The 25,767-nt window shown below is 35.1% G+C and carries 23 protein-coding genes and 1 pseudogene; all 24 read right to left on the bottom strand.

Translation table 11 applies throughout. The annotated features are described in order from the left end of the window. A pseudogene (locus JHD79_RS18890) lies at nt 1–511 on the bottom strand (M3 family oligoendopeptidase); the annotation flags it as partial. Nucleotides 512–595: 84 nt separating this feature from the next. Beyond that, entirely contained in the window at nt 596–1,603 is a 1,008-nt protein-coding gene (locus JHD79_RS18885; RefSeq protein WP_199120916.1) for an acyltransferase, read from the bottom strand. A 104-nt stretch (nt 1,604–1,707) separates the two neighbouring features. Then, nucleotides 1,708–3,111, bottom strand: coding sequence for an exosortase Y-associated Wzy-like protein (locus JHD79_RS18880; protein ID WP_199120915.1), 1,404 nt, complete (start codon nt 3,109–3,111; stop codon nt 1,708–1,710). Beyond that, complete coding sequence (locus JHD79_RS18875) at nt 3,098–4,369, bottom strand: glycosyltransferase family 4 protein (protein WP_233164784.1); 1,272 nt, start codon at nt 4,367–4,369, stop codon at nt 3,098–3,100. Before JHD79_RS18875 ends, JHD79_RS18880 begins: the two co-directional genes overlap by 14 nt. Then, nucleotides 4,369–5,190 (bottom strand): FkbM family methyltransferase, encoded by an 822-nt coding sequence (locus JHD79_RS18870; RefSeq protein WP_199120914.1) that lies wholly within the window; start codon nt 5,188–5,190, stop codon nt 4,369–4,371. Before JHD79_RS18870 ends, JHD79_RS18875 begins: the two co-directional genes overlap by 1 nt. Nucleotides 5,191–5,209: 19 nt before the next feature. After that, on the bottom strand, nt 5,210–6,478 hold the full coding sequence (locus JHD79_RS18865; RefSeq protein ID WP_233164783.1) for a glycosyltransferase: 1,269 nt from the start codon (nt 6,476–6,478) through the stop codon (nt 5,210–5,212). Continuing rightward, nucleotides 6,475–7,665 carry a hypothetical protein gene (locus tag JHD79_RS18860; RefSeq protein ID WP_199120913.1) on the bottom strand — a complete coding sequence of 397 codons (1,191 nt, stop codon included), beginning with the start codon at nt 7,663–7,665 and terminating at the stop codon, nt 6,475–6,477. The genes JHD79_RS18865 and JHD79_RS18860 overlap by 4 nt, the downstream gene beginning before the upstream one ends. Continuing rightward, nucleotides 7,658–8,584 (bottom strand): DUF6625 family protein, encoded by a 927-nt coding sequence (locus tag JHD79_RS18855; protein ID WP_199120912.1) that lies wholly within the window; start codon nt 8,582–8,584, stop codon nt 7,658–7,660. Before JHD79_RS18855 ends, JHD79_RS18860 begins: the two co-directional genes overlap by 8 nt. After that, the gene (locus JHD79_RS18850) at nt 8,581–9,573 is read right to left on the bottom strand and encodes a glycosyltransferase (RefSeq protein WP_199120911.1); all 993 of its coding nucleotides are present in this window, start codon (nt 9,571–9,573) and stop codon (nt 8,581–8,583) included. The genes JHD79_RS18855 and JHD79_RS18850 overlap by 4 nt, the downstream gene beginning before the upstream one ends. Nucleotides 9,574–9,585: 12 nt before the next feature. Then, a complete protein-coding gene (locus JHD79_RS18845) occupies nt 9,586–10,605 on the bottom strand; it encodes a glycosyltransferase family A protein (protein WP_199120910.1) in 1,020 nt (339 codons plus the stop codon). A 7-nt stretch (nt 10,606–10,612) separates the two neighbouring features. Next, nucleotides 10,613–11,590, bottom strand: a complete 978-nt coding sequence (locus JHD79_RS18840) for a hypothetical protein (RefSeq protein WP_199120909.1) — start codon at nt 11,588–11,590, stop codon at nt 10,613–10,615. Next, nucleotides 11,591–12,493, bottom strand: a complete 903-nt coding sequence (locus JHD79_RS18835) for a glycosyltransferase (RefSeq protein WP_199120908.1) — start codon at nt 12,491–12,493, stop codon at nt 11,591–11,593. It abuts the gene before it with no gap. A 9-nt stretch (nt 12,494–12,502) separates the two neighbouring features. After that, nucleotides 12,503–13,456: a glycosyltransferase family A protein gene (locus tag JHD79_RS18830; RefSeq protein WP_199120907.1), complete on the bottom strand. Its 954-nt coding sequence runs from the start codon at nt 13,454–13,456 to the stop codon at nt 12,503–12,505. A 46-nt stretch (nt 13,457–13,502) separates the two neighbouring features. Then, nucleotides 13,503–14,036: a DapH/DapD/GlmU-related protein gene (locus JHD79_RS18825; protein ID WP_199120906.1), complete on the bottom strand. Its 534-nt coding sequence runs from the start codon at nt 14,034–14,036 to the stop codon at nt 13,503–13,505. A gap of 22 nt (nt 14,037–14,058) precedes the next feature. After that, nucleotides 14,059–15,315 (bottom strand): ABC transporter ATP-binding protein, encoded by a 1,257-nt coding sequence (locus JHD79_RS18820; RefSeq protein ID WP_199120905.1) that lies wholly within the window; start codon nt 15,313–15,315, stop codon nt 14,059–14,061. A 114-nt stretch (nt 15,316–15,429) separates the two neighbouring features. After that, nucleotides 15,430–16,257: a hypothetical protein gene (locus tag JHD79_RS18815; RefSeq protein ID WP_233164782.1), complete on the bottom strand. Its 828-nt coding sequence runs from the start codon at nt 16,255–16,257 to the stop codon at nt 15,430–15,432. 3 nt (nt 16,258–16,260) lie between these two features. Next, nucleotides 16,261–17,664 (bottom strand): hypothetical protein, encoded by a 1,404-nt coding sequence (locus JHD79_RS18810; RefSeq protein WP_233164781.1) that lies wholly within the window; start codon nt 17,662–17,664, stop codon nt 16,261–16,263. Beyond that, on the bottom strand, nt 17,661–18,926 hold the full coding sequence (locus JHD79_RS18805; protein ID WP_199120902.1) for an ABC transporter ATP-binding protein: 1,266 nt from the start codon (nt 18,924–18,926) through the stop codon (nt 17,661–17,663). Before JHD79_RS18805 ends, JHD79_RS18810 begins: the two co-directional genes overlap by 4 nt. 9 nt (nt 18,927–18,935) lie before the next feature. Beyond that, nucleotides 18,936–19,745 carry a glycosyltransferase family 2 protein gene (locus JHD79_RS18800; protein WP_199120901.1) on the bottom strand — a complete coding sequence of 270 codons (810 nt, stop codon included), beginning with the start codon at nt 19,743–19,745 and terminating at the stop codon, nt 18,936–18,938. Continuing rightward, nucleotides 19,746–20,582: a glycosyltransferase family A protein gene (locus tag JHD79_RS18795; protein ID WP_199120900.1), complete on the bottom strand. Its 837-nt coding sequence runs from the start codon at nt 20,580–20,582 to the stop codon at nt 19,746–19,748. Nucleotides 20,583–20,597: 15 nt separating this feature from the next. Then, nucleotides 20,598–21,455, bottom strand: coding sequence for an ABC transporter permease (locus JHD79_RS18790; RefSeq protein ID WP_199120899.1), 858 nt, complete (start codon nt 21,453–21,455; stop codon nt 20,598–20,600). Between the two features lie 71 nt (nt 21,456–21,526). After that, nucleotides 21,527–22,630 (bottom strand): glycosyltransferase family 4 protein, encoded by a 1,104-nt coding sequence (locus JHD79_RS18785; RefSeq protein WP_199120898.1) that lies wholly within the window; start codon nt 22,628–22,630, stop codon nt 21,527–21,529. 176 nt (nt 22,631–22,806) lie between these two features. Further along, nucleotides 22,807–23,316 carry a UpxY family transcription antiterminator gene (locus tag JHD79_RS18780; RefSeq protein WP_199120897.1) on the bottom strand — a complete coding sequence of 170 codons (510 nt, stop codon included), beginning with the start codon at nt 23,314–23,316 and terminating at the stop codon, nt 22,807–22,809. A 3-nt stretch (nt 23,317–23,319) separates the two neighbouring features. Then, the coding region (locus JHD79_RS18775) for a tyrosine-protein kinase (RefSeq protein ID WP_199120896.1) at nt 23,320–25,767 on the bottom strand (2,448 nt) is incomplete at its 5' end.

Below are 25,767 nucleotides of genomic sequence, written 5' to 3'. Positions count from 1 at the left end.
GCAGCGTCAGATGTGTATAAGAGACAGCTTGTCCGTTTATTTCTACGCTCATGGCGCCGGTAATCCCTTGGTATTTTTGTTGTTTAACCTGTAGCTCTGTAAATAGGGGAATGTTCTCTTCCCTAAAAAGGGCTAGCGCAGTTTTCACGGCACGTAAATAAACAAAATATTTTTCTTGATCTAAATTGTTGAGATATGGACTTTCTACAAGTTTTTTGTTCAGGTCGTTGGCAATTGGCGCTATTTTAGGCTCAATATCGGTAGCGAAATATTGGAAGGCTGCTACCAACTGTTCATTCACCGTATCGCAGCTCATTTTGATGTACCTCCATGCAAAGTCTTCTTCTAAGGCAGCTTCTAGCTCGCTTTTATCACGAAGCCATTGTTCAAGTTCGGTAGGGCTATTGATTTCTCTTTGTCGCAGTTCCTCAAAAATAGGGGATAGGTTTTCCCATTTGATTTCCAGGGTTTGAGGGATATAGTGGCGTTGTTTTTTTATGATTGTGTTCATGATTTTTAATGATTGAACGTTGAAAGGTATGGAATGTTGTAATTTTTATTCGTCTCAAACGTAAGTAAGATCTCTATGAAGGTTTTACTTTGTAGTCACCCCATTGGTCATTTTACCGTTGAGTACAGCCAATAACTTAGGTGCTTTTTTCTCTAGACTATAAACACCTAGCAATAGGCTTGCTAAAGCCAATAAAGGGAAAAAAATGTAGGTACTGTCCGGATTGATCTTTAGCATAACGAAAATTTTTGATATCATTTTAAAGATGAGGATATGATAAAGATATATGAATAAAGAATAGCGTTTTCCAATTATGCTCATCATGTTTTTCTCAGTGGTGAGCACTTGGCTACAAATAAATAATGTAATGGCAAGCAAGGCACTTCCCAGGCTTAATTCAATCTGATATAAATTGATATAGTTTCCAATCTTACCTACGTATAGCTCGATAAAAACTACGCATAGGGAAATAATAGCTAATGTTAATAGGAAAAATCGATTTACTTGTGAAAAATTGATCTTACTTAAGAGCATGCCTAGTGTCATAAAGGCAAAGCCGCTTATAAACCTCGGAATTTCTTCATAACTGATTTTTAGGGGCAAAAGAAAAGAGAATTCAGATATGATGATACAGCCCAATAAAGTAATTGTTCCGCAAATGTACAATAGGCGCCTTCCCAACACTTCATCAATAAACCAAAGCATGATATAGGCAAAAATCATTGATCCAATAAACCAAATGTGCCAAAATGAGCCGATAAAAAGATACTTGACGTCATTATGGAACCACATATATCCCGATAGCCAGGCAAAAATAATATACACTGCACTGGCGATAATAAGTATGCCAATGAGGTTGATCAGGTTGCTACGAATGGATAATATGGAGATGGTGGATTTTTCATTCTTTATAGCCAAATAATGTCCTGCACTTATAAAAAAAAATGGAACAGCCCATCGACAGCCAAAACGGATGATGCTACTCCATTCATAGCCTATATCACCTAATTGCGTATGTAAATGCATTACGGCAAATGCGGCTAACAGCCTGAAACTATCTAATAGATTATTTCGTTCTTTAAGTTCAGGCATGTTTTTTTACGTGATTTTGGATAGGGTAAGGTGGGTACTGAAATTGAACTAAAGGTAGTTGTTATTTGCGGCTAACTGCTATTATAAATTACATTCAGTTTTGTTTAACGTACAGGCGCTAGTATTTGTATTTTACGCAGTATCACAAATACCAACCACATGGTAATGAAGCCATAGAGCATATTGTTGAGCATAAATTCGAAATTGTTTCCCCGCCATAAAACCTGAAAACAACCGTTAAACATCACAATACAGCCAAATTCATAACCCCCAAACCAACGTTCAGCTGTATCATTAAAAAACTGAATAAAATAACCCAACGCAAAAAGGAAAATAAAAACGCCCCAATAGCCGAAAGATAAATAGGCATCTACTACAGGACGGGTTTTAGCTGAAACCGATGAACGTTCATCAACTACACCCGCTTCATAAACCCTTTGCATGGCAGTAGTTTCGGTTATGGGCTTGTTGGGATAAAATACCCTCGGCACAAGCGCTAAGGTAGCATTTTCCAAAATTTCAAAACCGTAGTAATCTCTTTTTTCAGGCACATAGGCCACAAATTGCGTAAACATGCCAATTTCAGAAAAGCGATTGGTTAAAAATTCCCAATTGGTTTCTACAATTTTCTCATCATTATCTTCCTGAAAAATAGTTTCTATGGCAGCAGATCTAGCTTCTGTTGCTGTTTTTTCACCGGACCAAGATTGCTGGCGAATAATGCCTGCATAAGTAGGTAAAATATATAAAAGAATGTAAATGGTAGGTAAGGCCAATATGGTTATGGTACGTTTATAATAGGGAAGCAATAACGCAAAGAGAATAATGACATTGATAATAATATGTTCCTTGAAACCACTTAAGGTAGCATTAATAAAGTTAAGACCAAACATGGTAGCCCCATAGGTAATAAGTAGGCCTTCTTTATTACGTAAACCTTTTAGCAATAATAAAGAGGCACAAAAAACAGCCATATTATTAAAGTATATGGAAAATTGCAACAGTCCAGGAATAAACTGAAGGGCTAAGGCAACCATATAAAAACCTATTCCTACTTTTAGCCATGGAAAGTTGGTACATAGTGCATATCGCTTCTTTTTTTTACTTGATGAAGAAAAAAATAGTATTCCCCATACCAATGCAATATGGGCCAAGAGGAATAAACGTTGACATTTGGCAATCAGATAGGTTTGTTCATTTACGATGAATTTTGCTGGATTTACTTTCTCCAAATATTCATAACCTAAATGATCCAAAAAATAGAAAATAGAAGTGCAACACATAAAACCAGCGAAGATGAATTGTAATAGAAAGATCGGACGCATAATTTGCTGTGCTATGGGCAAATCTTTTTGCACTATTTTATGTGGTGAAAACCACGTGAGGTAAAAAATATAGAATGATCCTAGCCAAGCAGTTAAAAAACTTACATTAGGCGAATCGTATAAACCAAGCGATAGAAAGAAAACTATGAATGCTGGTATAGCAAAAACTTTAGTTTGTTGCATTTAATGTTGTAATGAACTGTTCTACTTGATGTTCGAAACCCCAATTTTTAATGAGCTGTTGAGATTGTTTGCGGAAATCGGCGAGCAAATTTGAATGGTTGAATAATAGGTTAAGTTTTTCCGTTAAGTCCTTCATATCATTAGACCTAAAAATATAGCCGTTAATTCCATCCTGCACTAAATCTATCGCACAACCTACTTTATCTGAAACGATAATTGCTTTGCCTACTGCCATTGCTTCATTAACAGCTAAGCCCCAAGTTTCGCTTTTTGAAGGGAGGCAATAAATATTGCAGGCCTGATATACTACCGGCATCTGCGTTTGGTTTTGAAAATCCATGAAATGAATACTATTCGTCATTGCTAGGTACGAAGCAATCTCAGCATTAAATACTTGTGCTTTCAACTTTAAACTTTCCTGCAATACTCCATTCCCTACAAATAGCAAATGAACTTTTTTATTACTCGACATTCCCTTCTCTGCAGTCATTTCGACGAGATTCCGAGGAGAAATCTCACACTTAAGCTCCTTATTCTTTGCTTGTTGTTCCTTATTCCAAGCTATAAACGCATCCAGTAACAATTCTGGATTTTTATTGGGCTCTAATTTCCCAGCAAATAATATTAAAATATCTTCGTTAGCTACTCCTAAACTTTCTCTCAAATCATTACTTTCCGCTTTTCTATCTTCAGCAAAACGTTTATTATCTACGGCATGTGGCGCAAAAACTAACTGTTTCTCTTTTAAACCGTATTTTTTGAAATAAGCTTTATTGTTCGTCCCCACGTAAAAAGCTTTATCTACATGACTATACACCCATTTCAAATACAGTTTTTTTGCGATGGCTTTGAATCCAAATTGTTCACCCAATAATGTAGAGTCACCTCTAAACCAAATTGGAATTTTACCTTTAAAATGACGCATCGCCTTAAGGTGACTATCGTAAATATAGCCGTAGATTAAAATGGCGTTTGGAGAAAATTCTTCAATTTTGCTAATTATATCTGGATTGATAATTCCTTTGCCATGATGAGAACCTGGATTTGCTGAAATATTTTCTAAAAGCTCATAATCATACCCATCTAACATTGGTAAATCCCAAGCGATGGTTTTACCAAAACCAGGGTCGTGTTTGGGCACCATGCCTGCCACACCCCAAGTGTAAAATACTTTTAACTTGCATTGTTGTGCCATTAGGCGGAATACCGGCACGTAGTATTGGATAGGGTGGGTGATGATGATGGCGAGTTTTTTCATTAAATGGGTAGCGCCAATATATCGGCTGAAACAAGTTGCACAGGAAGGGTGATTGATACCACTGCATGCCGCTTAACTTCGTGAAAAGAGTAATCAAGTGATGTTAATAAGTCAAATATGGCATTTGGGTCTACGCCAGCTTTCAACTGGTAATTTTTGTCGTATTCAAAGACTATCTTTGGTTTGTACAGTTGGATGGTTTTTATCAAACCTTGCAATGCAAATAGCTCATAACCCTCTACATCAATTTTTATAAAATCTATTTTTTGCTGGCTACCAAATTCGCTCAGTTCATCGCCAACTCTACACTCAATTTTTGTCTCGCCTAAATCTAAAAGGCTATATGCCCCAGGATTATTGTTGGTGGCAGCAGTGTTGATATATAAGGTTTCATTTTTATTACCTAAGGCTATATTTATGGGCAATACATTATCAAAGCCATTGAGTTGAATATTTTCTACTAATTGGTTGAAATTGTTAATTACAGGTTCAAAAGCAACTACTTTGCCTTTATTGCCAACTAAGGTAGAAAAGAATAAAGTATGAAAACCAATATTAGCGCCAATGTCTAAGACTGTATCTCCAACTGAAACATGTTTTTTAAAAGTATCTTTGATGTAGTCCTCATATTCCCCCAAATATGTTATTTGTGCACCTATCCATGTTTTAGGATTACATTTAATTCGAAAATCTCCCTGTAACGGAGAAACAATTGCTTCATTTCCTGTTAAAAAGCCATTAGTGTAAAAAAAATTAAATAGCCTGTATTGTCCTTTGTAGTAGGAGCGCCTTAATAGTAATTTTAATAGTGTTTTAATCATTTTCTGCTATGTTTTAGCTTTATAAAGAAACATTGTCAAACAATCTGCATTGCTTATGTGTCATTTCAATAGCCGTATAGGGAAGGAATGCTGTTTGACTTAATCCGAACGTTCTTTTTGCATAGTTTTCTAAAAAATTAATAATTTTTTCAGATTGAGTCTCTTTATTTTCTTGAAAAGTAACCACTGTAGCATTGCTACAAGATTGGATGATATTTACCACAGAGCTTTTCTCATGGAATATTGCTAAGAGAGGTTTTTTTAATAATAGATATGGATATATTTTTGAAGCGGTATATTTCTCGTCATTAGAACCACAAATGAATAAGATATCAAATGCAGCAAGTGTATTAATGGTTTGATAAAAAGGCATTCGGTCTGTATTTTCAACTACTGATTCTTCCAGGCCGAAAGCAGTGGCTAACGGTTCAATGGTTTTTTTTCCTTTGCCTTTGGGCGCATAACTCGTACCCAAAAAATTGAAATGAAATTGTTTAAAATACTCTGGATGTTGAACCAGGCCTTTCTGTATTGCTCCAAATAGTATTTCAATTGCATCTTGCATATCGTGGCCACCCCTACCGATATAACCCACGGCTATCTTTTGATTTTTAGTGATTAATGCTGGACAGTGCGCTATATTTTGTCTTGCAATCTCAATGTCGCGTTCAAAAGCTCCGAAAGTAATGGTTGCCGCAGGTACTTTTAAACCATATCTTTTTTTTAAATCGGTATTGTATTGCTCAGAAACTGCAATCAAGCCGTCCACACTTTTCATTGCAATCGGTTCTAGATATTTGTTTAAACGATAAGAAAACCAATATTTGGGTGGAAGTTGATGTTTCGGCTTATCTTGATAGTACTCAGAATGCCAAGGATCCTGCATGTCAATTACATAGGGTATGCTAAATTTCTTCTTCCAATACGCTCCTAAAATACAAACCGGAAATTGTGTGGTAGAAAAGTAGATTAAATCGAAATGTTTTTTTTTCAACAATTCATTTACTTTTTTTCGGTAAAACCATAAACTTCTTAAGGCTAAACTACCTAGACCAAGCTTGCTCGTTAATTTTTTACTGAAGGCTTCAACATAATGTACTTTCGTATTCTTCGGTATGCTATCCAATAGAAGTTCATCTACACTTCCATCATAATACTTCGGATGGCAGGCCACGACTTCCGCTTCCCATCCAAATGCGTCGAAATAAGGTAAACTCATGCGTATCCTTTGCATATCAGCGGCGTTAGCTGGCGGAAAATAGGGGGATATGATAAGGAGTTTTTTCAAGAAAAGATTTGTTTTACAATACTCTGTAGTTCTTTTTCCATTAAACTCCAGTCATATTTTTCTCGATAAGTTCGCAAAATTTTAACTCGTTCGTTTTGGAGACTGTTTTTATCGAGGGATGAAAAAATTTCACTAAGTTCTGCGGTGTTGTAATAGTACTGGATGCCGTCCGGAAAATCTTCTTTGAGTGATAACTGGCCTTTTGTAGCACTGGCTATTACCGGTAGCCCAACTGATAAATAATGAAATATCTTGTTTGTTAGTGTAAGATCTCTACTAGCGGGTGTGTTTAGCTCGGTTGCAAGACCTAGGTCGTACTTTACAAGATTTTTTTGTAAATCATTATTTTGGATTAAGGGCAAAAAATTAATACTGTGTTGAGAATTAATTAGTTCAGCCTTAAGGATCTCTTTATAATCATCTGATATCGCCCCGCGTAAGTTAAGCTCAAGTTGAACGTTCTTAGTATAGTTCATGGCTTTTATGATTTTTTCCAATCCTCGCCCAGGACCAACAGTCTGCGAAAGCCATATCAGCCGAATTATAGTAGAGCTGCTGACATGATCTTTATACAAGATTTTAAAACTGTTGTAGATTATTCCTGGTTTTTCTGTATTGTATTTCTCAGCCATCGCATTTGCCATTGGTAATGATGTAGTATAACATACGCTAGCGTGATGAAGCGCAAATTCTTCAATTTTTGAAAGCAGCTTTTGTGATCTGTATTTTCTCGCACTTGGCAAGAGGTCTTCAGAATACCAGTCTTCAAAATCAAAAGCTACTTTTTTTCCTAGTTTTAGTAAAATTACTCCTACGTACGTGGGTAACTCTTGGTGGCAAATGTATAGGTCTGCAATTTGTTGTAGAGCCATTGTCAAACATTTATTTGGTAAATAGCCTATGGCCCATCTATTTTCAACGCCCAATTTATTAATGAGTCTGCCTAGCTTGTTACAAATTCTACTCTTATAACTTTTAAAGTTACTATTGATGAGGTTGTTGTAAGTTAGGTATATAATGTTGTGGTTCGCCAGTAAGTTTTGGTCTTCTTTTAATAGGTCTGAATTGTAAATACTAGTGAGTATAGTCACCTTGTAACCATTTTTAGATAGTGCCAAGCTTTCTTTTAAAACTCTGGGGTTTCTACAAAGGTGTTGATGAGAGATGATGCAGATACGTTTATCCATCTAAAAGTAATTTGCGTTTGATGTAGTTAGGTAGCTTTAGCATGTAATAAAAGAATAGCTTTGGATACTTTTTAAAAGGCCTCAGTATTGTTGCTTGCCATTTTGCTTTGTAAAAGCCAGTCTCGTTGATGTAGAATTTTTGAGGTACATTTCTCCAGTTAGGAAAGCAGAATTGAGGACGGATTTTATTACTAACATAATGGAAGTATGCTTTAAAACTGTGGTTGTAATCGATTGTTCCATTGTTGTAGAAAATTAGGTCATTTTTTATTAATTCTTCGGTAATATTATTTTCGAAAGAGGACGTAATTTTCTTTTGGTTAGTTTTCAGTTGAACCAAATATGTCATACAACTTGGGGATAGTTCCAATCGATCTTCAAAAATCCATTGATGTTTAACTTCATCAATACCTTCAAAAACTTCGCTATTTAGATGCTTTTCTAACATTTCTAATTTTTGAAAAAGCTTATTGTTGTAAGGGTTGTTTCTCACTAAAGTAAACGAACCACTCAGCCATTTATCGTGAAACGAGATAAAATCAATCTTACTTTCAAATTTAGTTTTTACAAAAGAATAAACATCACCATAAACCAAATCGCAATCACCGTATGCCCAATAAATATAATCGGAAATATAATCTTCAAAAATGGAGCCATATAAGGGTTTTAAGTCGCAAAGTTTGTAATTGAATGGGATTTTGAAACCGGAGATGTTTGTCAATTTTTTAACTTTCTTCTCAATCTCCGTTAGGCTAAAATTTATGAATTGTACATTACTCAATGTTGTATTTGGCCTTTCTTTTATGTCTGTGAAAAACAGCACGTCTAGCCACAGATTGTGTTTGCAGCTTTCTAAAAAGATATTCATATAGACTGGCCAGTTGCCATAGTAAGGTATAATTAGGCAAGCTTCTTTCATATTATTGAAGCACGTAGTTGCTCGTAGATTTCAAAATATTTTTTACTAGCTATTTCCAAAGTTAGCTCTTCCTTTATGAACTGATCTGGGCTATAATTATGAATGTTAGCGATAAAATCATCGAGATGAAGGTTAAATTCTGAGATGTCCTTAAATTTTTTACCACATCTGTCATCCCAATATGGAACAGAGCTAACTGGTTGAAACTTAATTTTATCAGGATAGTATGCAGGATCCTGCCAATATCCCCCTCGGTCCCACGCGAAGATAGGTGTACCAGTCGCTAAAATTTGCTGATAAGCAATCCCTTGTGTTTCGTGTTCGCAAAGAAAAATAACAGCCTTACAGTTTGATGTTTTGGTTTTTAATTGCTCCGGCTCGTAAAATCCGTATCGAATAACGTCGTAGCTAAGGCTACGAGAATTTAAAATTTCAATGATAGGGTTAATAATTTCGATTTCAAATGTTTGATGATCCCACCGTATTTTATCATAGATCAAGAAATCCACATTAGGTTGTTTTTTCTTTAAAAATGGGTTCCAGATATTTGTGTCAATGCCTACAGGCCAAATATTTATTTTATCTTTTTCATACTTTTTATCAAACATTTCCTTTAACCAATTTCCAGGAACCAAAATTTTCATAACATTTGGGAAGTCTTTTAGGAAGTTTGGATTCGAGTACGGATTAATACCAATAGATGCACCGAATAGGATTGGGTTTTTGAATTTTTTTTCAAATATTAGATGGTCTTTGCCTATTATTCCTATAAGCTCATTTGGATTTTTCCTTGCGTAACGGTAGTCGTTAAAACGATAGGGAATACCTAACTTATCTAAACCTTTCATAAGGTTGATGGCGACCATCATTTGACCTCCAGGCCTTTGCTTTCCTCTTAAAATTCTTCTAATCAGTTTTCTAGGATATTGGTCATACTTGAACCATCTATAATTGTCTTGTTCTTTGTAAAATAAATTTAGTGACTTCATTTGCTCAGCTATCTAAAATTTTAATGTATGAAGCAATCTTAACTTTGTCAATTGAAGTCGTTTTGCAACCTTCCAACCAAAAATCTTTGCTATTAGATTAATTACTGTGCCTCCAAGTATTGGCTTTCTGTTAATTAAATGAGGTTTAAGCTGAGCTTGTGCACTAGTTACTGTTTCGAAAACTTGAGGGTAGATGTTAAAGCACATTAACTTTATTTCGTCTAAAGTTCTATAGGTAGCTGAATCTATATTTTTAAGTAGCTCAGGATCCTTATTTACCTTTAATAGATGCTCATGTTTTAGTAAGGTACTTTTCACTAGATTTCTCAAAGATATTTCAGACTTCACACTGGAAAGTGATCTAGAAAATCTAAATTTTCTGTAGTAGTTTAGTACTTCTCTGTTGAATATGATTTTGTTTGAATTTAGTAATACTCTGCAAAAATATTCTCCATCTTCATCCATGCATGGTGAGATGTCAGTGTTCCAAGTACCGGCAGACTCAATTATCTTTTTTGGTACCAAAAATGCGTTTGGTTGTATCATTCCACCTTTTAAATCGAATCCTCCATAAAGATTGATAAGAAATTTTATAGGATTATTGCAAAAATGATCGTTAAAAAAATAATCTCCAGAAAACTGAATTGAATTTAAGTGGTTTTCTCCGTCGTAAAAATAAGCGGTATTACATACTGCAACAGCATTTGGACTATTTTTAAGACATTTAATTTGTACCTCGAATTTTTCTGGAGACAATAAGTCGTCAGCATCTAGGTACTGTATATAATCGCCAGTGGCATGTACAAGACCTAGTTTTTTTGCTGCGCTCGCCCCGCTATTTTTTGTATTAATTAATGTAAAGTTGCTTTCGTTTACAAACTCTTGTATTTCGCTCAATGTGGAGTCTGAAGAGCCGTCATTTACTAAAATAATTTCAAAATTTTTATGAGTTTGGTCTAATACAGACTTAATTGTTTCTTTGATAAATTTTTCTCCGTTATAAACAGGTATAATTACACTTATTTTATCCATCAAGTTTTTATTTTAAACGCTTGCTAGTACTAACTTTTCTAAAACCGAAAATACTTCTGTAAATGGGTCTTAAGATTTCTTTTGTCCAAATTTTTAGAATAGCTGGATATTTTATGCCCATCTGCCCCGCTATATCTACAAGATTCTGCGGTAGATGAATGTTTTTTAATCGAAATTGCTCTAGCTTGTAATTCCAGCCATCTGAAAAAGAAGCGTTAAAGTGTATGATAGGTATGTTGCGAACACTCTCATTTGCATAAGTATCTTTTATGTTAAAATTATTTTGTATAGCTAAGAGATCATTTTTTCCACGAATCACGTTTGAATTAATGCGCTTGTAAAACATTGCATCCGCTTTTATCGATGTGTTTTGAAGTGTCGTCTCGCCATATAAACTCATTGCAACCGCAATAAGTGGTTCCTCATTTTCTTTGCCTCGCAGTCTAATAAAGCCATAATGATCATAATCGCTTTTAAGTTGAGTAGCTTTTTTGAAAATGTTTGCAGCTATTTGTCCTTGCTTGAAATAATAAACTGAACCGACAAAAACTGGTAAAGATGGTATGTTAAATTTTTTAACAATGCTCTCTATGTTACAAAAAAAATCACCATTTTTTTGTTGTGTTCCAATTGCGCTAAAATTTCTATTAGCAAATAAATCGAAGATATGATTTAGATCCTGAAAAATGATACAGTCGCAGTCTATAAAGAGGTTTTCATTTGCAATAATTTTATCATACATATAAAATTTTGAAGTGAAACTTTTGTCTTTATCCGATATGTTCAAATCCTGAATGAATACATTAATTTCATTTACAAATTCACTGAAGAATTTAGGATTGTCAGTGAGTAGATTAAAAACTATCTCATTTTTATTGTGTATTAGAAATGATTTTATAAGTGTTCTCGTTAGAGAATGATAGTATTCAGTACCGACTGAGACTGTTAAAACAGATTTTTTGAATTTTAATTTTTCGTTACTCAATTAATTGTGAAATTTGTAGTTCTTTTTGTTTTTTGAATGTCGATCTTCAATGAACTTATGGTATATCTTATAAACTTCAGTTGGATTTAAATCATAAAAGCTCTCCAAATTTGGAAGCTTTTGCGTATTACTCCTATTTATTAGTATTTTTTTTCCCAAAAAAATCTTTAATTTAGACCAATTGCTGATTTTATTATAATTATACATTGTGCAACCCCTAATTTCTTCATCTTTTAGGACTTGTTTCTGAACTTTTGAACTTATAGAGGCAGGATGTAAAATTCCTAAAGCATTATAGCCTGTATAATAAGCTAGATTTGCTTGAAGAAATGTAATTCTTAGAGAATATTCCCAATCCATCATTGTAAAGCTGGTATTATATAAGCCAATCAAGGAAAGGCTATTTTTTCTAATCAATATATGAACATCGCTAAATGGAAATGATTTCGTAATCTTTCGTTTCCAACTTAAAAATTTGTCGTCGTGACTATGGAAGAAAGCTGTTGAGATGTCCTTTCCGTAGAAAATACTCGATTCATTTGAAATGCAAACATCAACAGAGGGATTTTTTAACATAAATTCCTTACACTCTCTAATTGCAGAGAAGCAAAATACGTCATCATCAATAATTTTTTTTATTAACCTACCTCTTGCCAATAACATCGCCTTATTCCATCCATGTGCTTGGTTTTTATCTGGTTCTGATAAAAACTGGTGAATTATTCTTCTCGTAAATAAGTCTTGCAAGTATTCTTTAGAGCCATCATTGCTTCCAGAATCGACTATCACGATTTCTTCGTCATCTTTTAGCTCTGAAAGCAAAATAGGTAGTATGATTTTTAAATATTCCAGTCGATTTCTGGTTGTTATAACATATGAGAGATTTGGATTTGGTATTTCCATTTAAAAGAGTTAAAAATTATTGATAAGCTTGATTTTATTGTCCAAAGGCGAAATGGAAAAACCGCAAAGAAAGTAAAGTTTTAAATTCTCATACTCTAAATCAGCTTTTGTTCTAAAAAATATAAGTCTAACAAGTGTAGTTGAAAATGCTACTGCTTTTTTAATATAAGACATTTTCATAACTTCTATTTTTAGGCTATAAATTCTATTGATTTTTCCAGATTCTTTGAATGAATGATAAAGCTTTTCTCTGTAACTAAGTGTTAGCCGATCTTCACTTATAAAATGTTTAAAATTTAACTGGCTGGAGTAAAATAGCCTGTAGCCTTTTAGTATTAATCGCATACACAGCTCGCTGTCTCCGCCAGAAGTTAGCTCTAAACCATTCCTATCACTAAGTAATGAAGGAAATTTATTGCTTACTTCCAAGTAAGTTTCTTTTTTAAATGACAATCCCGCTCCCCACAAGTATTTTCGCCAAGTTACATCTCCTGTCTCTTCTGCCTGTTTACCTACAGCATATCCTCCTTTATAATCTTCCCACCAATCAGGAAATGACACATCGCTAACGGCATCACTTTCACCTCCACATGCTGCAATCTTCGGATTATTCAACAGTATTTCGTAGGCGGTAAAAACATATTTTTTTTCCAACCAATTGTCGTCATCACAAAAAATAACATATTCATAATTGGCTTTATCAACACCTTTGTGGCGAGCATGACTTAAGCCAGGCTGAGGTTCGTCCACAATTTTCGATCTCGATATTAGGCTTTCATATTTTTGTATTTCTGCTAATGCAACCGTAGTAGTATTGTCGGTTGAGTTGTTGTTTACGACAATAAGCTCCCAAGGAATATCTTTCGGTATTTCTTGAAGTGCAATGTGTTTAATGGTTTCTGGTAGCCGACTAGCACTATTGTAACAGCAGACAATTATAGAGACTCCTTTGTTATCTAACATTTATACCAATATCTTGAAAATCTTGTTGCTTTTTTATTTATAAAGATCATATCTTTTTAGGGCTGCGATGTTTAATAACTTTTGCTGGATTTCCAACAGCAATAGCATAAGACGGTATGTTTTTTGTAACAACGCTACCTGCGCCAATAACAGCACCTTTTTCTATTGTAATTCCACCCAGAATAACACAGTTTGCCCCAATCCAAACGTCGTCTTCAATCACTGTACTCAGTGGTATATCTGGTTTTGAATTTATAAGAATACCGGTTGGCGGTATAGAATGATTAGATGAAAGAATGGAGGTGTTCATTGCAATGAGGCAATCTTTCCCTATGCGGACGTCACCGTGACCATAAATACTTACAAATTCTCCAAGGAAAGTTCTTTCCTCAATCAATATTTTTCCACCGTAGCATTGTAGGTTTGCAAAGTTAGAAATATGGCAATTTTTAGAAATTTTTAGTTCACCAGATTTCATTTTCCAAAAAACCGACTGGGTAGTCATAATGACTCGCGTTCCTATTTTACAACTTGGATGTATTACAACTCCATTTCTGTAACTGGATACAATGTTTTTCAAATAATTGAGATAGTAGTTAGCCTTAGTTGCTAGCATTTTCAGAATAGTACCAAGTTGCGTCTAAATTCAAAGAACCAATAGACGATATATTGTAACCTTTTTTTCGGTTAATTTGATTTGTAATCTCGAATTTTAAACAGTCATTGAGCTGGTGGTAATCTCCCAGTTTATCCCCTAAGTATAAGTCTACAGAATAAAGTCCATTGTGTAACGGTAGCTGCTCAGTCTCTAGCATCAAAGAGTTTCGAGACAAATTTTTTGTTTGATTAACTACTCCGTGAGTAACAGCATTCGTTCCGAATATCGGTGTGCCCAGTTCGTTTTTAACGATAAAACCGATATTAGGTACTTGTAGTCTTTTTGACGATTGGTAATTGATAAGGCACTTAATTTGATTATAATCTAATGCCTGTCTGTCTAATGACGCGGAAAGAATTTGCGGAATATCGCTGTTTGGGTTGATATTTTGATAATTATATGTTTCAGCTCCAGTAGAAAGATAAAATTCGACACAACTTTCTATAGGACCCATTGATTGAGTTATTCCGTTAGCAAGTACAATTCCACTGCTACAAAGCTCTAAAACACTCCCCATATTATGGCTCACAAACAACACCGTTCTGCCTTCACCTTTACTCACTTCGCCCATTTTGCCTAAACACTTCTTCTGAAATTCCGCATCGCCTACGGCTAAAACCTCATCGACAATGAGAATTTCGCTTTCTAAGTGCGCAGCAACGGCAAAGGCCAAGCGCACATACATGCCGCTAGAGTAACGTTTCACAGGCGTGTCGATATAACGTTCCACGCCGGCAAAGTCTACAATCTCATCAAACTTACGGGTAATCTCCTTTTTTCGCATGCCTAAGATGGCGCCGTTGAGGTAAATGTTTTCGCGGCCGGTGAGTTCAGGGTGAAAGCCCGTGCCTACTTCTAATAGCGAAGCAATACGGCCTTTGCCCGTAATGCGGCCTGTAGTAGGGGAGGTTACTCGGCTCAGTACTTTTAACAAGGTGCTTTTGCCAGCGCCATTGCGACCAATAATGCCTACAGCGTCGCCCTGCTCAATTTCAAAATTAATATCCTTAAGGCTCCATACCACATCAGAATGACCTTTGCTTGTACGATCATTAGCTTCGCCAATGCGCAGAAAAGGATCCTCTTTACCACGGATGCGGGCATACCATCGTTCTAAGTCACGGCTAATGGTACCAGTGCCTATTTCGCCGAGTTGATAGGCTTTAGAAAGATTTTCTGCTTTTATTGCGATGTTACTCATGATGTTAAATATAGATTCCTCACAAAGATTGGAATGATAGGATCTTGGTGGGCTTTAAAACTGGTTTCGGCTTTATTAGTGCTGTGATGTATACTATGCTCAACCCTATTGGGGTTAGTCTTTTTGAGAGACCTTGTTAATTTTAAAGGTATTTTTTTCATATACGGCCAGCTGTTGCCAACTTTTGAAATTGTAATAAGCCCAGTAAGTGGATAAAAACAAGCCCAGTAAGCCGTCTTTATAACCTTTAGTCATAAAATAACACTCCTTAAAACTGTGAATGGTCATTTTCATTTGCGAGAGAAAATGATACTTAATATTTCTATTGAACAGTGCTTTCCCTTCTTGCAATATATAACGTTTATGTTTTGCCAAAAATGATCGATAGGAGGTTACCCAGAAATGTTGGATAACCATATCATTTGTCTTCTTGGGTAATAAGTAGGTCATTTTATCTTCATTAATTTGAATACCCTGATGTACAGTGGTAGACAATTTGATAGCTCCCTTATTAAACAAGAGTCTACCATGCCTATTTCCTCCCCAAATAGTTCCTTTAAGCGGTGTGTTTTTAAAGTAATACTGGAATGGTACCTTTATAGCGGCAAAATCGGTAAGGTTACTTGTTTCAAATAATTCTTTGATTTCCATGGCCAAAGCAAGTGGTAGCAGCTCGTCTGGGTCGGTCATTAGTATCCAAGGTCTTTTTGAATAAGGAATAATGCTAGGGAAAATCTCTTCGATTACATCAACTTTATGATGGGCTATTACATGAGCACCCATTTTTTTGGCAATGGCTACTGTTTCATCTTTACAAGATAAGTCTACAACAAATATTTCTTCGCAAAAAAATAAGCCATTCAAGCATCTTTCGAGCAGATGTGCTTCATTACAGCTTGCAACAAAGGCAGAAATAGGCAACTTAAATTGTGAAGAGACCAAAAATCAGCTAATTTTAAATTTTAATCTTGTAGCCAAATGGTAAATCTTATTGGTAGGTAGTGGGATATAACTGGATGTTTTTGATAGTGTAAAATCAAGATAATCCTTAAACTCTTTACGCTGTCGCTTCAGTTTCCAAACATTTTGTAACGATAGAAATTTAAAGCCTTGCCAGTAATAACTTTGTCTAGGGTCAGTTAATAATTCAATGATATTAAAGTTGAATTGTTTCATGTACTGATTATGACAGTCTATATCTGGTAAAATCTCTTTTATGGTCGTAAGTTGTTCACTGGCACAAATTATATCTGTATCTCTATTTTCTCGTAAGCCTGTCATTGCCAAGGGCAGGCTTCCCACAAATATGAAGTCATCTGACTTTTCTGTAATATTTGGTGTATTTGCGAAGTACTTAACAAATTTATCAGTTTTCCAAAAGGTAATGTTATTATGACATTCATTTATAAAAGAAATGCTGTTATCGTTTAACAAAATATGAGCGAGTGCTACAGTTTCGTTATGGGTATCGTTAATGTGAACGCTATAGTTTCCTATGTTACAAATTTCTCTGATGGTAGTTTTAATCTTCCTCAATACATCCGGACGATCTTCTTTGACAAAGAAGATGCGGAGTTTTCCAAAGTAAGAGTAAGAATGAGCAGCATGATTGAAAGCGCCCTCATAATTGTTTGTCGAACTACCAATCCAACTTTCGTTTTTATACAATTCCCTTACATATAAACCATGGGCAAATTTGTTGAGCTTAATCGTTTTGTCATACTCGACACGTATACCATGTTGAGCAAGTATCTCAGTAATTTGCTGTGTTTTCAATTTTGCCTTTGGATGTACATGAATGATCCTCATGTTTTGATTATGTAATACATGTTGTAGAAAAACAAAATCATTAACCCAGTTTTCTTGTTTTCTTTCCCTGAAATATACATAATTATAATTAGGTTCTTTCAAAGCGGCTAGTGGTACACCTACTAATTTCTTATGATAATATGCGGCGAGTGAGATGCGATGCGAGCCATCTGTATTAATATTATTTTTAAAGGGAATATAGCTCTTCTCTTTATCGAAAAGGTTAGATTTAAATTTTTCTTCTAGTATTTCAAAATTCTTGATGTAGTCACTCAAATTGCTTTTAGAACCATCTCCTTCTGTAAAGCTACCCTCTGTAAAAGCATGTATGTGGTTTTGATATAGAGCTTTTGGCCATGATAAATTTGAGTATTTGTTTTTATACTTAAGATAGGTGTATTTGGTTGCCAAATCAAATCTTCTGCTGTCCCAAACTAATTTTAAAGGATCAAGTTCAAAGGGCACACCATTTTCGGCCAACTGTGGGAATAGCTGATACAAGTATGGATTTACCTTATTTTTAATATAAGTACTAATCATAATTTCCATTTCGGTTCAGATATTACTTTTCCCCAAGCTCCAGAATATGGTTTGGTATGTTGTACGGGTTCTTGCCTAACGATAAATTTCGAACATTTTTCGACCTGATCCAAGCAAATCCCTTTATAGAGACATGTTAAGGTGACATAATAAGTCCCAGGCGTTAACATAAATTTATCGAAATCGATAGTTAAAGACAGCTCTTTTTCAATCTCGAAAGAAACATTTTGATCCATAGATCTGGGGCCAGTAATTGCATTGCCCATATCATCTTCTATTCGCAACCCTATATTAAGTCCTAAAAATTTTTGACTTGAGCCTATGGAAATATTAAAACTCAATTTTTCTCCAAAGCATACCTGCTGTTGTATTGTGGTTGAATTTAGTGTACAGGATTTAAACCATAATTCGATGCCATATTCTTTATTTACTCTTTTAATTAATGAAAAATTGGTATAATGTGATGGACTATCGTTATTGCTCATGTAGTCTTGAACTACCGTTTCGGTATCCGTAAAGTTGGTGAGTATACCATTAACAAGTAGCATGCTTTTAGTACACAGATTTTTTATCGCGGCCATATTATGGCTGACGAATAAAACCGTTCTACCTTCGCCTTTACTTACTTCACCCATTTTACCAAGGCATTTTTGTTGAAACTCAGCATCGCCAACGGCCAAAACCTCGTCTACAATTAAAATTTCACTCTCTAAATGTGCAGCTACAGCAAATGCTAAACGAACATACATCCCACTAGAGTAACGTTTTACTGGAGTGTCTACATAACGCTCTACACCTGCAAAATTTACAATTTCATCAAATTTGCTAGCGATTTCCTTTTTACGCATACCTAATATAGCACCATTAAGGTAAACATTTTCGCGTCCAGTAAGTTCAGGATGAAAGCCTGTACCAACTTCTAGTAACGAAGCTATACGTCCTTTGCCAGTAATGCATCCAGAAGTAGGGGAGGTAACACGACTAAGTACCTTTAATAGTGTGCTTTTCCCTGCACCATTACTGCCAATAATACCTATTGCTTCGCCCTGTTCAATTTCGAAATTGACATCTTTTAAAGACCATATCCTTTCTGAGCTAGCACTGATAGTGTAATTAGTTTGGCCAATAAGTGAAAATGGATTTTCCTTACCTCGTATGCGGGCATACCAACGCTCTAAGTCACGACTTAGCGTTCCAGTACCTATTTCACCAAGTTGATAGGCTTTAGAAAGATTTTCTGCTTTAATAGCTGTATTAAACAATATGAAGAATTATGGTAAAGAGTCAATATACTTTAGATAATCTCTTTGCTTATGACCTTTGTTAAAATTGCCTATTAACTTACTGGCTTTTATGATTACCCTTTGTAATATTCCCTTTTTGCGAATTAATAGATTATAGGTTTCTAAATATTCAGGATAGCATTTTTGCAAAAAGCTCTGTCTTTCTTTTTGGCTTAGCTTGTAGTTGGCCGAAAAACCATTCAGAACATAATTACTGAGCACAGTTTGTGTTAATTTTTCAAATACATATCCTTTTTTAAAGGCATCAAAACTAAACATCCAATCAGGAGCTAGCTGATAATTTTGATTGTAAAGTCCAATCTGCTCAAATACGTATTTTTCGATAAGCATAGTTTGGTGGCATAACGATGATTTTATAAAAAAACTATCATTTACTTCTTCTGGATAGGTTTTTATCCAAGCCAATTTTTGTTTTTTGTCAACAAAGTTTGCATCTGTATAGAAAATACTGACAGCCTTATTTTTAATTCTTTCAGTAATTTCTGTTAAAACATTATTATGATACAGGGTATCTCCACTATTTAAAAAAAGTAGATATTTGCCTTTTGATTGTCTAATGCCTTTATTCATAGCATGATAAATACCATTGTCTTTTTCAGAAACCGAATATGAAATATGTTTTTGGTATTTTTTAATTACATTAACGCTTTCATCAGTAGATGCACCATCTATCACAATATGTTCATTTTCAGTATTTTTCTGATAAGCAACACTACTAATGGTTTGCTCTAAGCCATGAGCATTGTTTAAATTTACGGTGATGATCGACAATAACATTTATTGTTTCTTAAATTTTTTTATCAAGGAGGGGAAAAAAAAACTTCTTAAGGTCTGGTCAATTTTGATATATCTATTTACACTGGTTTTTCTAATAAAGGTATCCAAAAATGCTTGCTCCATATTAATGCCTTTTTCTTCAGCTCTTTTTAAGATTACCTTCCACCGCCAAAAATAAGAACGGTCGACATTCGCTAGGGTAGATAAACCTCCAATATGTATTCTATAATAATATAAGCGTTCATCTATTAAAATAGCTTCACCAACATCATATAGTTTAAAATACAGGTCTTGGTCTTCTGCATTTTTTAAATAGGGATTTATGCCAATTGTTTTTAAATAACTACTTTTTTTGAAACTGGTGAATGCTGAAATATCCCCATCATCATTAAAAAAATCATATTGCCCCTGTGGTACTTGTTTGATATATTTCTTTCCTGTAATATGAAGTTTTTCATCACAATAATACAGGTTGCTATATACTAACGAAGCTTGTGGATTTTTTTTGTGCATTTCAATCATCTTTGTAATAGCATTTAGAGCTATGGCATCATCAGGATCTACAAAACCCAATATTTCTCCTTTGGCCTCATCAATGCAACGTTTTTTGGTATATCCAACGCCTTTGTTTTCACTATTATGAAAAAGAAAAATATTGGGATGTTGGTTTTGGTATTGTTTAATAATGTGTATGGAATTGTCAGTAGAGGCGTCATCTACAATAATGATCTCTATAGATTCGTAATCTTGTTTTATAAGACTATCCAAGCATTCTGCTATATAATGGCCATTGTTATAATTGGCAACTAAAATACTAAACAATGTTGGAGTAATCATTATAGCTTATTGTCCTTATACCGTATCCACAAAGTTTTTCTCTACTTTATTGAAAATAACAATACCGAAGATTAAAACCACAACGGTAACCAATGCCGTATAGCCAAAACTAAACCAGGTGAATGATCCTTGACCTAAAAAACCATACCTAAAGGTTTCGATCAATGGCGTCATGGGATTATATTTGATGAGCCATGCATAATCTGGATAGTTTTCTATGGCTGTACTTAAAGGATAGATCACCGTAGTGGCATACATTAATAGTTGAACCCCAAAAGTGACTAAAAAGGCAAGATCACGATATTTGGTAGTCATGGCAGAAATTAACATGCCTGAACCTAAGCCTAACAATGCCATTAAGATGACCACCAAAGGAAAGAGGCTTATGGCCCATGTGGCATTAAACTGTGCATTTGTAAAAAAAGCGTAATAACCCAATACAATAAGAAATAATAAGAACTGTACGCCGAACCGTACCAGGTTGCTTACCACAATGCTCAATGGCATAATCAATCTAGGGAAATATACTTTCCCGAAAATATTAGCATTGTCTTTAAAGACCGTTGAGGTTTTGGTCAAACAGTCTGCAAAATAATTCCAGGCTGTAATACCGGCCATATAGAACAACGGTTGTGGTAACCCATCGGTACTTATACCCGCCAAATTTCCAAATACGAAAGTAAAAATAAGGGTGGTAAGTAAGGGCTGGATAAAAAACCATAATGGTCCTAAAATGGTCTGTTTGTAAAAAGAAACAAAATCTCTTCTTACCAGTAACCAAAGTAAATCTCTGTAGGCCCAAGTATCTTTTAACTTCAGGTCTAATAAAGAACTTTGTGGCTCAATAGTCCAGTCGTATTGTTGGTTGTTCATTGCTTGTTTTGGTTACTTGTTCTTCAATAGTTATTTTGGTTTTTCGTTTTTTGATAGGCGAGCAACAATAATCAATTTAATAAATCTTTCACCTTTTTCTGGTATTTTTCAAAGCTAAAATGCTCCAGTGCCAATTCTCTCTGTTTTTCGGGCCGATGCCCTTTAAGCGTTAAAACTTTTCGAATGGCATTGGTAATTTCTTTTTCATTATTGGGATTGATCAATTGTCCTAATTCACCATTTAAAAGCGCATCAGTACTGCCATCTATATTGCCACCAATAACTTGGCAGCCGCAAGTGGCAGCCTCGATGAATACAATGCCAAATCCTTCCTTACTGCTGGGCAGAATGAAACCATCTGCGAGTAAAAAGTGCTCGGTGATTTCTTGTTCATCTATAAATCCAATTAGCTTCACCTTTTTTTCCAGACCATTTTGACTAATGATTTGCATTAGTCGAGCTTCTTCTTGGGCATCAGCTTTGCCCCCTATAATATAAATCAGATTTGGGAAATCTTCTTTAAGATTTAAAACAGAGGTGATTACGGTGTCGTAATTCTTCTGATGTTCGCTTGAAGATAATCTCGTTAAGGTGAAAAGTACAAAACTATCTTGCGCAATACCATATCTATTGATGAGGTAATCTGGCTTTTCAAAAGTAGAAGGGGCAGTAAAAAAGGGATCTAGGCTATTATTAAGTACTTTTATATGCTGCTCGCTAATGTAATGTCTTTGCATTAACTCTTGTTTGGTAAAATTACTTACTGCCCAAACTTTACAATGCTTTTGTAAAAACTTTTTTTTCCAATTAGAGATAGGTCGCCAAACCTCAATGCCATGCGCCCAGAGAATAATCTCTGTCGAGGGTTTTAAGATTTTGATCATCTTTGCGAAAATCAACAAGTTAATATGGCTAAGAATAACCTTATCATATTTCCAAGCCCCATTAAATACTGACCAGGCAAAACTTATTCTTTTTCCTCCAAAGCCTTCGAAACCATGGAGAGTACCATAACGCTCATCTAAACTATCTTTTGGATCATGCATCGACCAAGTCTCTAAGGCATATCCCGCTTCCTGTATAGCTTTCATCAACGACCGACAAGCCCTTTCTATACCTCCAGTAAAACTGAAGATTTTTAAGGTAAGGAAAAGGATTTTAGGTGGTTTAGACATTGTCTTTGTTCTTCGCTATTCGTTGTTGATTTCTGGTTGTTTACAACAAACAATGGACGACAAGCACAGCTTCGCCCTTTCAGTCCCACAATTTTTTGTAAAACCTAATTCTTATTCTCATCATCCCGTAATAGAGATCTAGCTTAGTAGATTTATCTGTCCAGAACGAGTAGCTTTTATGATTTTAATGGCTCAATGTAAGCCATTGAAGTCTTCACTTGTATAGCATAACCTAGATTTTCCAACTTTAAAACTAGGCTTTTTTTATTTTTTATCGAAACCAATTCGGCAATCATTCCTTTAAAAGGGCCAGCGTTGATCAGTACCTTTTCACCAGGGGCAATTTCATATTCAATGAGCTCTAATTCATCTCCAGATGCCAAAAGTAATTTTAGGTCTTCCATTTGCTTGTCTGGCATTACGGCTATTTTGCCGGAGAAATAGACAAATCTACTAATGCCATGTGTCATTAATACTTCAGCATACTCTTTGTGGGAAATGTGTACGAACAGATAAGACTTGAACAATGGTTCTTCGACCCACTTTTTACGGTCGCTCCATTGCTTTAGCTCTTTTTTAAGAGGGAGATAAGTGCTTATGCTCTTTCTTTGTAATTCTTGATAAGCCTTCTTCTCTGCTCTAGATTTCGTATACACAGGATACCATCTGTACAAATGATCGATCATTTTCTATCTTTTTTTCCAAAATTCCCACCATTTTTTTTGTGGTTCATCACTATAATAGCCATTACCATAGGTCGCATTTGAATAGTCGGAATAATAATAGTAATTGGCATAATAGCTTCCCGTATAATTGGTGGTGTAATAACGGCTATGTAAAATATCGTTATCAAAAGCATTTAATATAATCGCAATATTAGAGAGGTTAAATTCTTTAGACAACCGTTCTGGAACAGATGCCGCCTGATAACGAGATACGCCTGAACGGATGACAAACAGATTGACATCGGCCATTCTGATCAATGGAATAGCATCAGAAACCAAACCAACTGGAGCAGAGTCGACAATTACAAAATCGTAACTTAAGGTAAGTTGCTCCAAAAGTGATTTCATTTTGTCTGAATACAGCAATTCTGATGGATTGGGAGGTACTGGGCCAGCAGGAACAAAAGTAAGATTTTCTACTTCGGTAGTGAAACTGATCTCTTCTAGATTAGCCTGATTGGATAGGTAGGAGCTTAACCCTTTTAAATTACTCACTTTAAAAGTGTGATGTAATTTTGAACGTCTAAGATCGGCCGCAATCACAATTACTTTCTTGTCTATTAAGCTTAAAGTACTTGCCAAATTTACCGTAGTGAATGATTTGCCCTCCCCAGAAATTTCAGAAGTAATGCATACAATTTTACTTGCCTTGTCCGAAGCTAAAAAGCTAAGGTTCGTCCTTACAGACCGTACCGACTCGGCAAAAAGCGACTTTGGATTTTTAATGGACAAAATTTGGCGGTTATCCTCATCTATCTTATCCTGATATTTTCTGATTACACCAATTATAGGTATGTTAGTTAAGCTCTCGATGGTCTCTTTATCGTAAATAAAAGGATTGAGCATCCGTACCAGAAAGATAAGACCAATACCTGCAATTAAACCTATAATGAAAGTAGTCATGTAGGTTTTTTGATGTAAGGGAGCAATTGGCTTAGTGTTATAAAGGGCATGGTCAACAATGGTAGCTCCGGAAGTCACGGCAGCTTTGCTGATTTGGGCTTCCAACTTTTTTTCTGATAGATAGCTATACACCTTTTGGTTAATGGCAAAATCAGACTGTAAATTAATCATATCCCTTTCAGCCTTTGGAATAGCATTAAAGGTTTGTTTGATCGACACTATTTGTTGATTTAAAAAATCGATAGTCTTAGTGTTCTTTTGTCTTTGGCTGTTGGCATTGCTTACAAATGCCGATTTGATCTCCAAAATCTGCTTATCTATTTGTTGTACAACATCAGAACTCGCCTTATAGGTCACTAATGCTTCTTCCCGTTTGAGCAATAAGGTATTATATTGATTGAGTAGACTAGTCAACATGGGATCGGTAATGCCCTGTAGATTATAATTAATGGCATTGAGGTTTTTATTACCTACGATTTCGGCCTCTAACTGATTGATAAAAATACCCTGTAGGTTTAGGGTACGTTTTTCTGTTTCCAAGTCAGTTAGCTTTTTCATCACCTCTTCACCAGTGGCCGAAATATCCAGCATCTTGTTGGCAACCTTGAATTTCTCTAGTTCTGTGCCGGAAGCCTTTACCACTTTAGACATATTTTGCTGTAGGGTATCAATAAACCTGATGGTCTGCGTGGCTGAAACAGTTTTTTGGTTGCGATCATAGCCTACATACTCCTGCAGGATAGCATTCAAAATGTCGGTAGCAAAATAAGGATTGGCATCTGTTTGAGATAGGGAAAGGATATTTGTTCCTTTGGTTTCACTCATATTCAGACCTGCTGAAATTCTACCTAAAAAACTACTTTTTGAATTGAAACGAAAAGCGTAGATTGGATTGTTGCTACTATCATATAAGTGGTTATTAATCTTGAATTTTAATCCGGTGACAGCAATGATTTGACCTGGCTTATATGTTTTGCTGATTTCCCTGCCACCTTCTTGATATGTGAGCTTAAAAGAGGATGCATTTTGAGGTTCATATTCAAATAAGGCCCGTGTAAAATTAGCGCTATCTTGTTCTATAATAGAAATATCAATTGGTTTTTGCGGATAAATATCTGAAGTTCGCACCCTACCTTTCAGATAGAAGGAAATTTTATAGTCTAAGTTACCTATAGCATTAGTCAAAACTTCTCTAGAACGAATAACAAATTGTTCTGACTGCATTTTATTGGTGCGATCATAAACATTTCTTACATTGAGCAACTCTGAAATTTCTGATCGTTTTTCTTCAAATTTTAAAGAAGCCGTAGTGCTGAAAGTTTCGGGAGTATACCATAAATAAATATACGCAATAATAAGTGCTATAATTACGGTACTTGCAATCCAGTAGACAATGATTTTGATATTGTTGGAAATACCAGAATTAGGAACAATACCGTGGATCTGGGAGCTTACGAATATCAAATAGGAAATATCATTCCCAATATTGTTCCTTCTGCAATGCAAATA

Origin of the sequence: Pedobacter sp. ASV28 (assembly GCF_016428855.1) — a bacterium.
Lineage (GTDB): Bacteria > Bacteroidota > Bacteroidia > Sphingobacteriales > Sphingobacteriaceae > Pedobacter.
The sequence above is the reverse complement of the archived record's forward strand: the minus strand, read 5'-3'. Positions and strand labels throughout refer to the sequence as shown.

What these genes read in the sequence shown, in the direction of transcription:
- JHD79_RS18885 (WP_199120916.1), bottom strand. Translation starts at nt 1,603, where the DNA reads ATGCCTGAACTTAAAGAACGAAATAATCTATTAGATAGTTTCAGGCTG.
- JHD79_RS18880 (WP_199120915.1), bottom strand. Translation starts at nt 3,111, where the DNA reads ATGCAACAAACTAAAGTTTTTGCTATACCAGCATTCATAGTTTTCTTT.
- JHD79_RS18875 (WP_233164784.1), bottom strand. Translation starts at nt 4,369, where the DNA reads ATGAAAAAACTCGCCATCATCATCACCCACCCTATCCAATACTACGTG.
- JHD79_RS18870 (WP_199120914.1), bottom strand. Translation starts at nt 5,190, where the DNA reads ATGATTAAAACACTATTAAAATTACTATTAAGGCGCTCCTACTACAAA.
- JHD79_RS18860 (WP_199120913.1), bottom strand. Translation starts at nt 7,665, where the DNA reads ATGGATAAACGTATCTGCATCATCTCTCATCAACACCTTTGTAGAAAC.
- JHD79_RS18855 (WP_199120912.1), bottom strand. Translation starts at nt 8,584, where the DNA reads ATGAAAGAAGCTTGCCTAATTATACCTTACTATGGCAACTGGCCAGTC.
- JHD79_RS18850 (WP_199120911.1), bottom strand. Translation starts at nt 9,573, where the DNA reads ATGAAGTCACTAAATTTATTTTACAAAGAACAAGACAATTATAGATGG.
- JHD79_RS18845 (WP_199120910.1), bottom strand. Translation starts at nt 10,605, where the DNA reads ATGGATAAAATAAGTGTAATTATACCTGTTTATAACGGAGAAAAATTT.
- JHD79_RS18835 (WP_199120908.1), bottom strand. Translation starts at nt 12,493, where the DNA reads ATGGAAATACCAAATCCAAATCTCTCATATGTTATAACAACCAGAAAT.
- JHD79_RS18830 (WP_199120907.1), bottom strand. Translation starts at nt 13,456, where the DNA reads ATGTTAGATAACAAAGGAGTCTCTATAATTGTCTGCTGTTACAATAGT.
- JHD79_RS18820 (WP_199120905.1), bottom strand. Translation starts at nt 15,315, where the DNA reads ATGAGTAACATCGCAATAAAAGCAGAAAATCTTTCTAAAGCCTATCAA.
- JHD79_RS18810 (WP_233164781.1), bottom strand. Translation starts at nt 17,664, where the DNA reads ATGATTAGTACTTATATTAAAAATAAGGTAAATCCATACTTGTATCAG.
- JHD79_RS18800 (WP_199120901.1), bottom strand. Translation starts at nt 19,745, where the DNA reads ATGTTATTGTCGATCATCACCGTAAATTTAAACAATGCTCATGGCTTA.
- JHD79_RS18795 (WP_199120900.1), bottom strand. Translation starts at nt 20,582, where the DNA reads ATGATTACTCCAACATTGTTTAGTATTTTAGTTGCCAATTATAACAAT.
- JHD79_RS18790 (WP_199120899.1), bottom strand. Translation starts at nt 21,455, where the DNA reads ATGAACAACCAACAATACGACTGGACTATTGAGCCACAAAGTTCTTTA.
- JHD79_RS18785 (WP_199120898.1), bottom strand. Translation starts at nt 22,630, where the DNA reads ATGTCTAAACCACCTAAAATCCTTTTCCTTACCTTAAAAATCTTCAGT.
- JHD79_RS18780 (WP_199120897.1), bottom strand. Translation starts at nt 23,316, where the DNA reads ATGATCGATCATTTGTACAGATGGTATCCTGTGTATACGAAATCTAGA.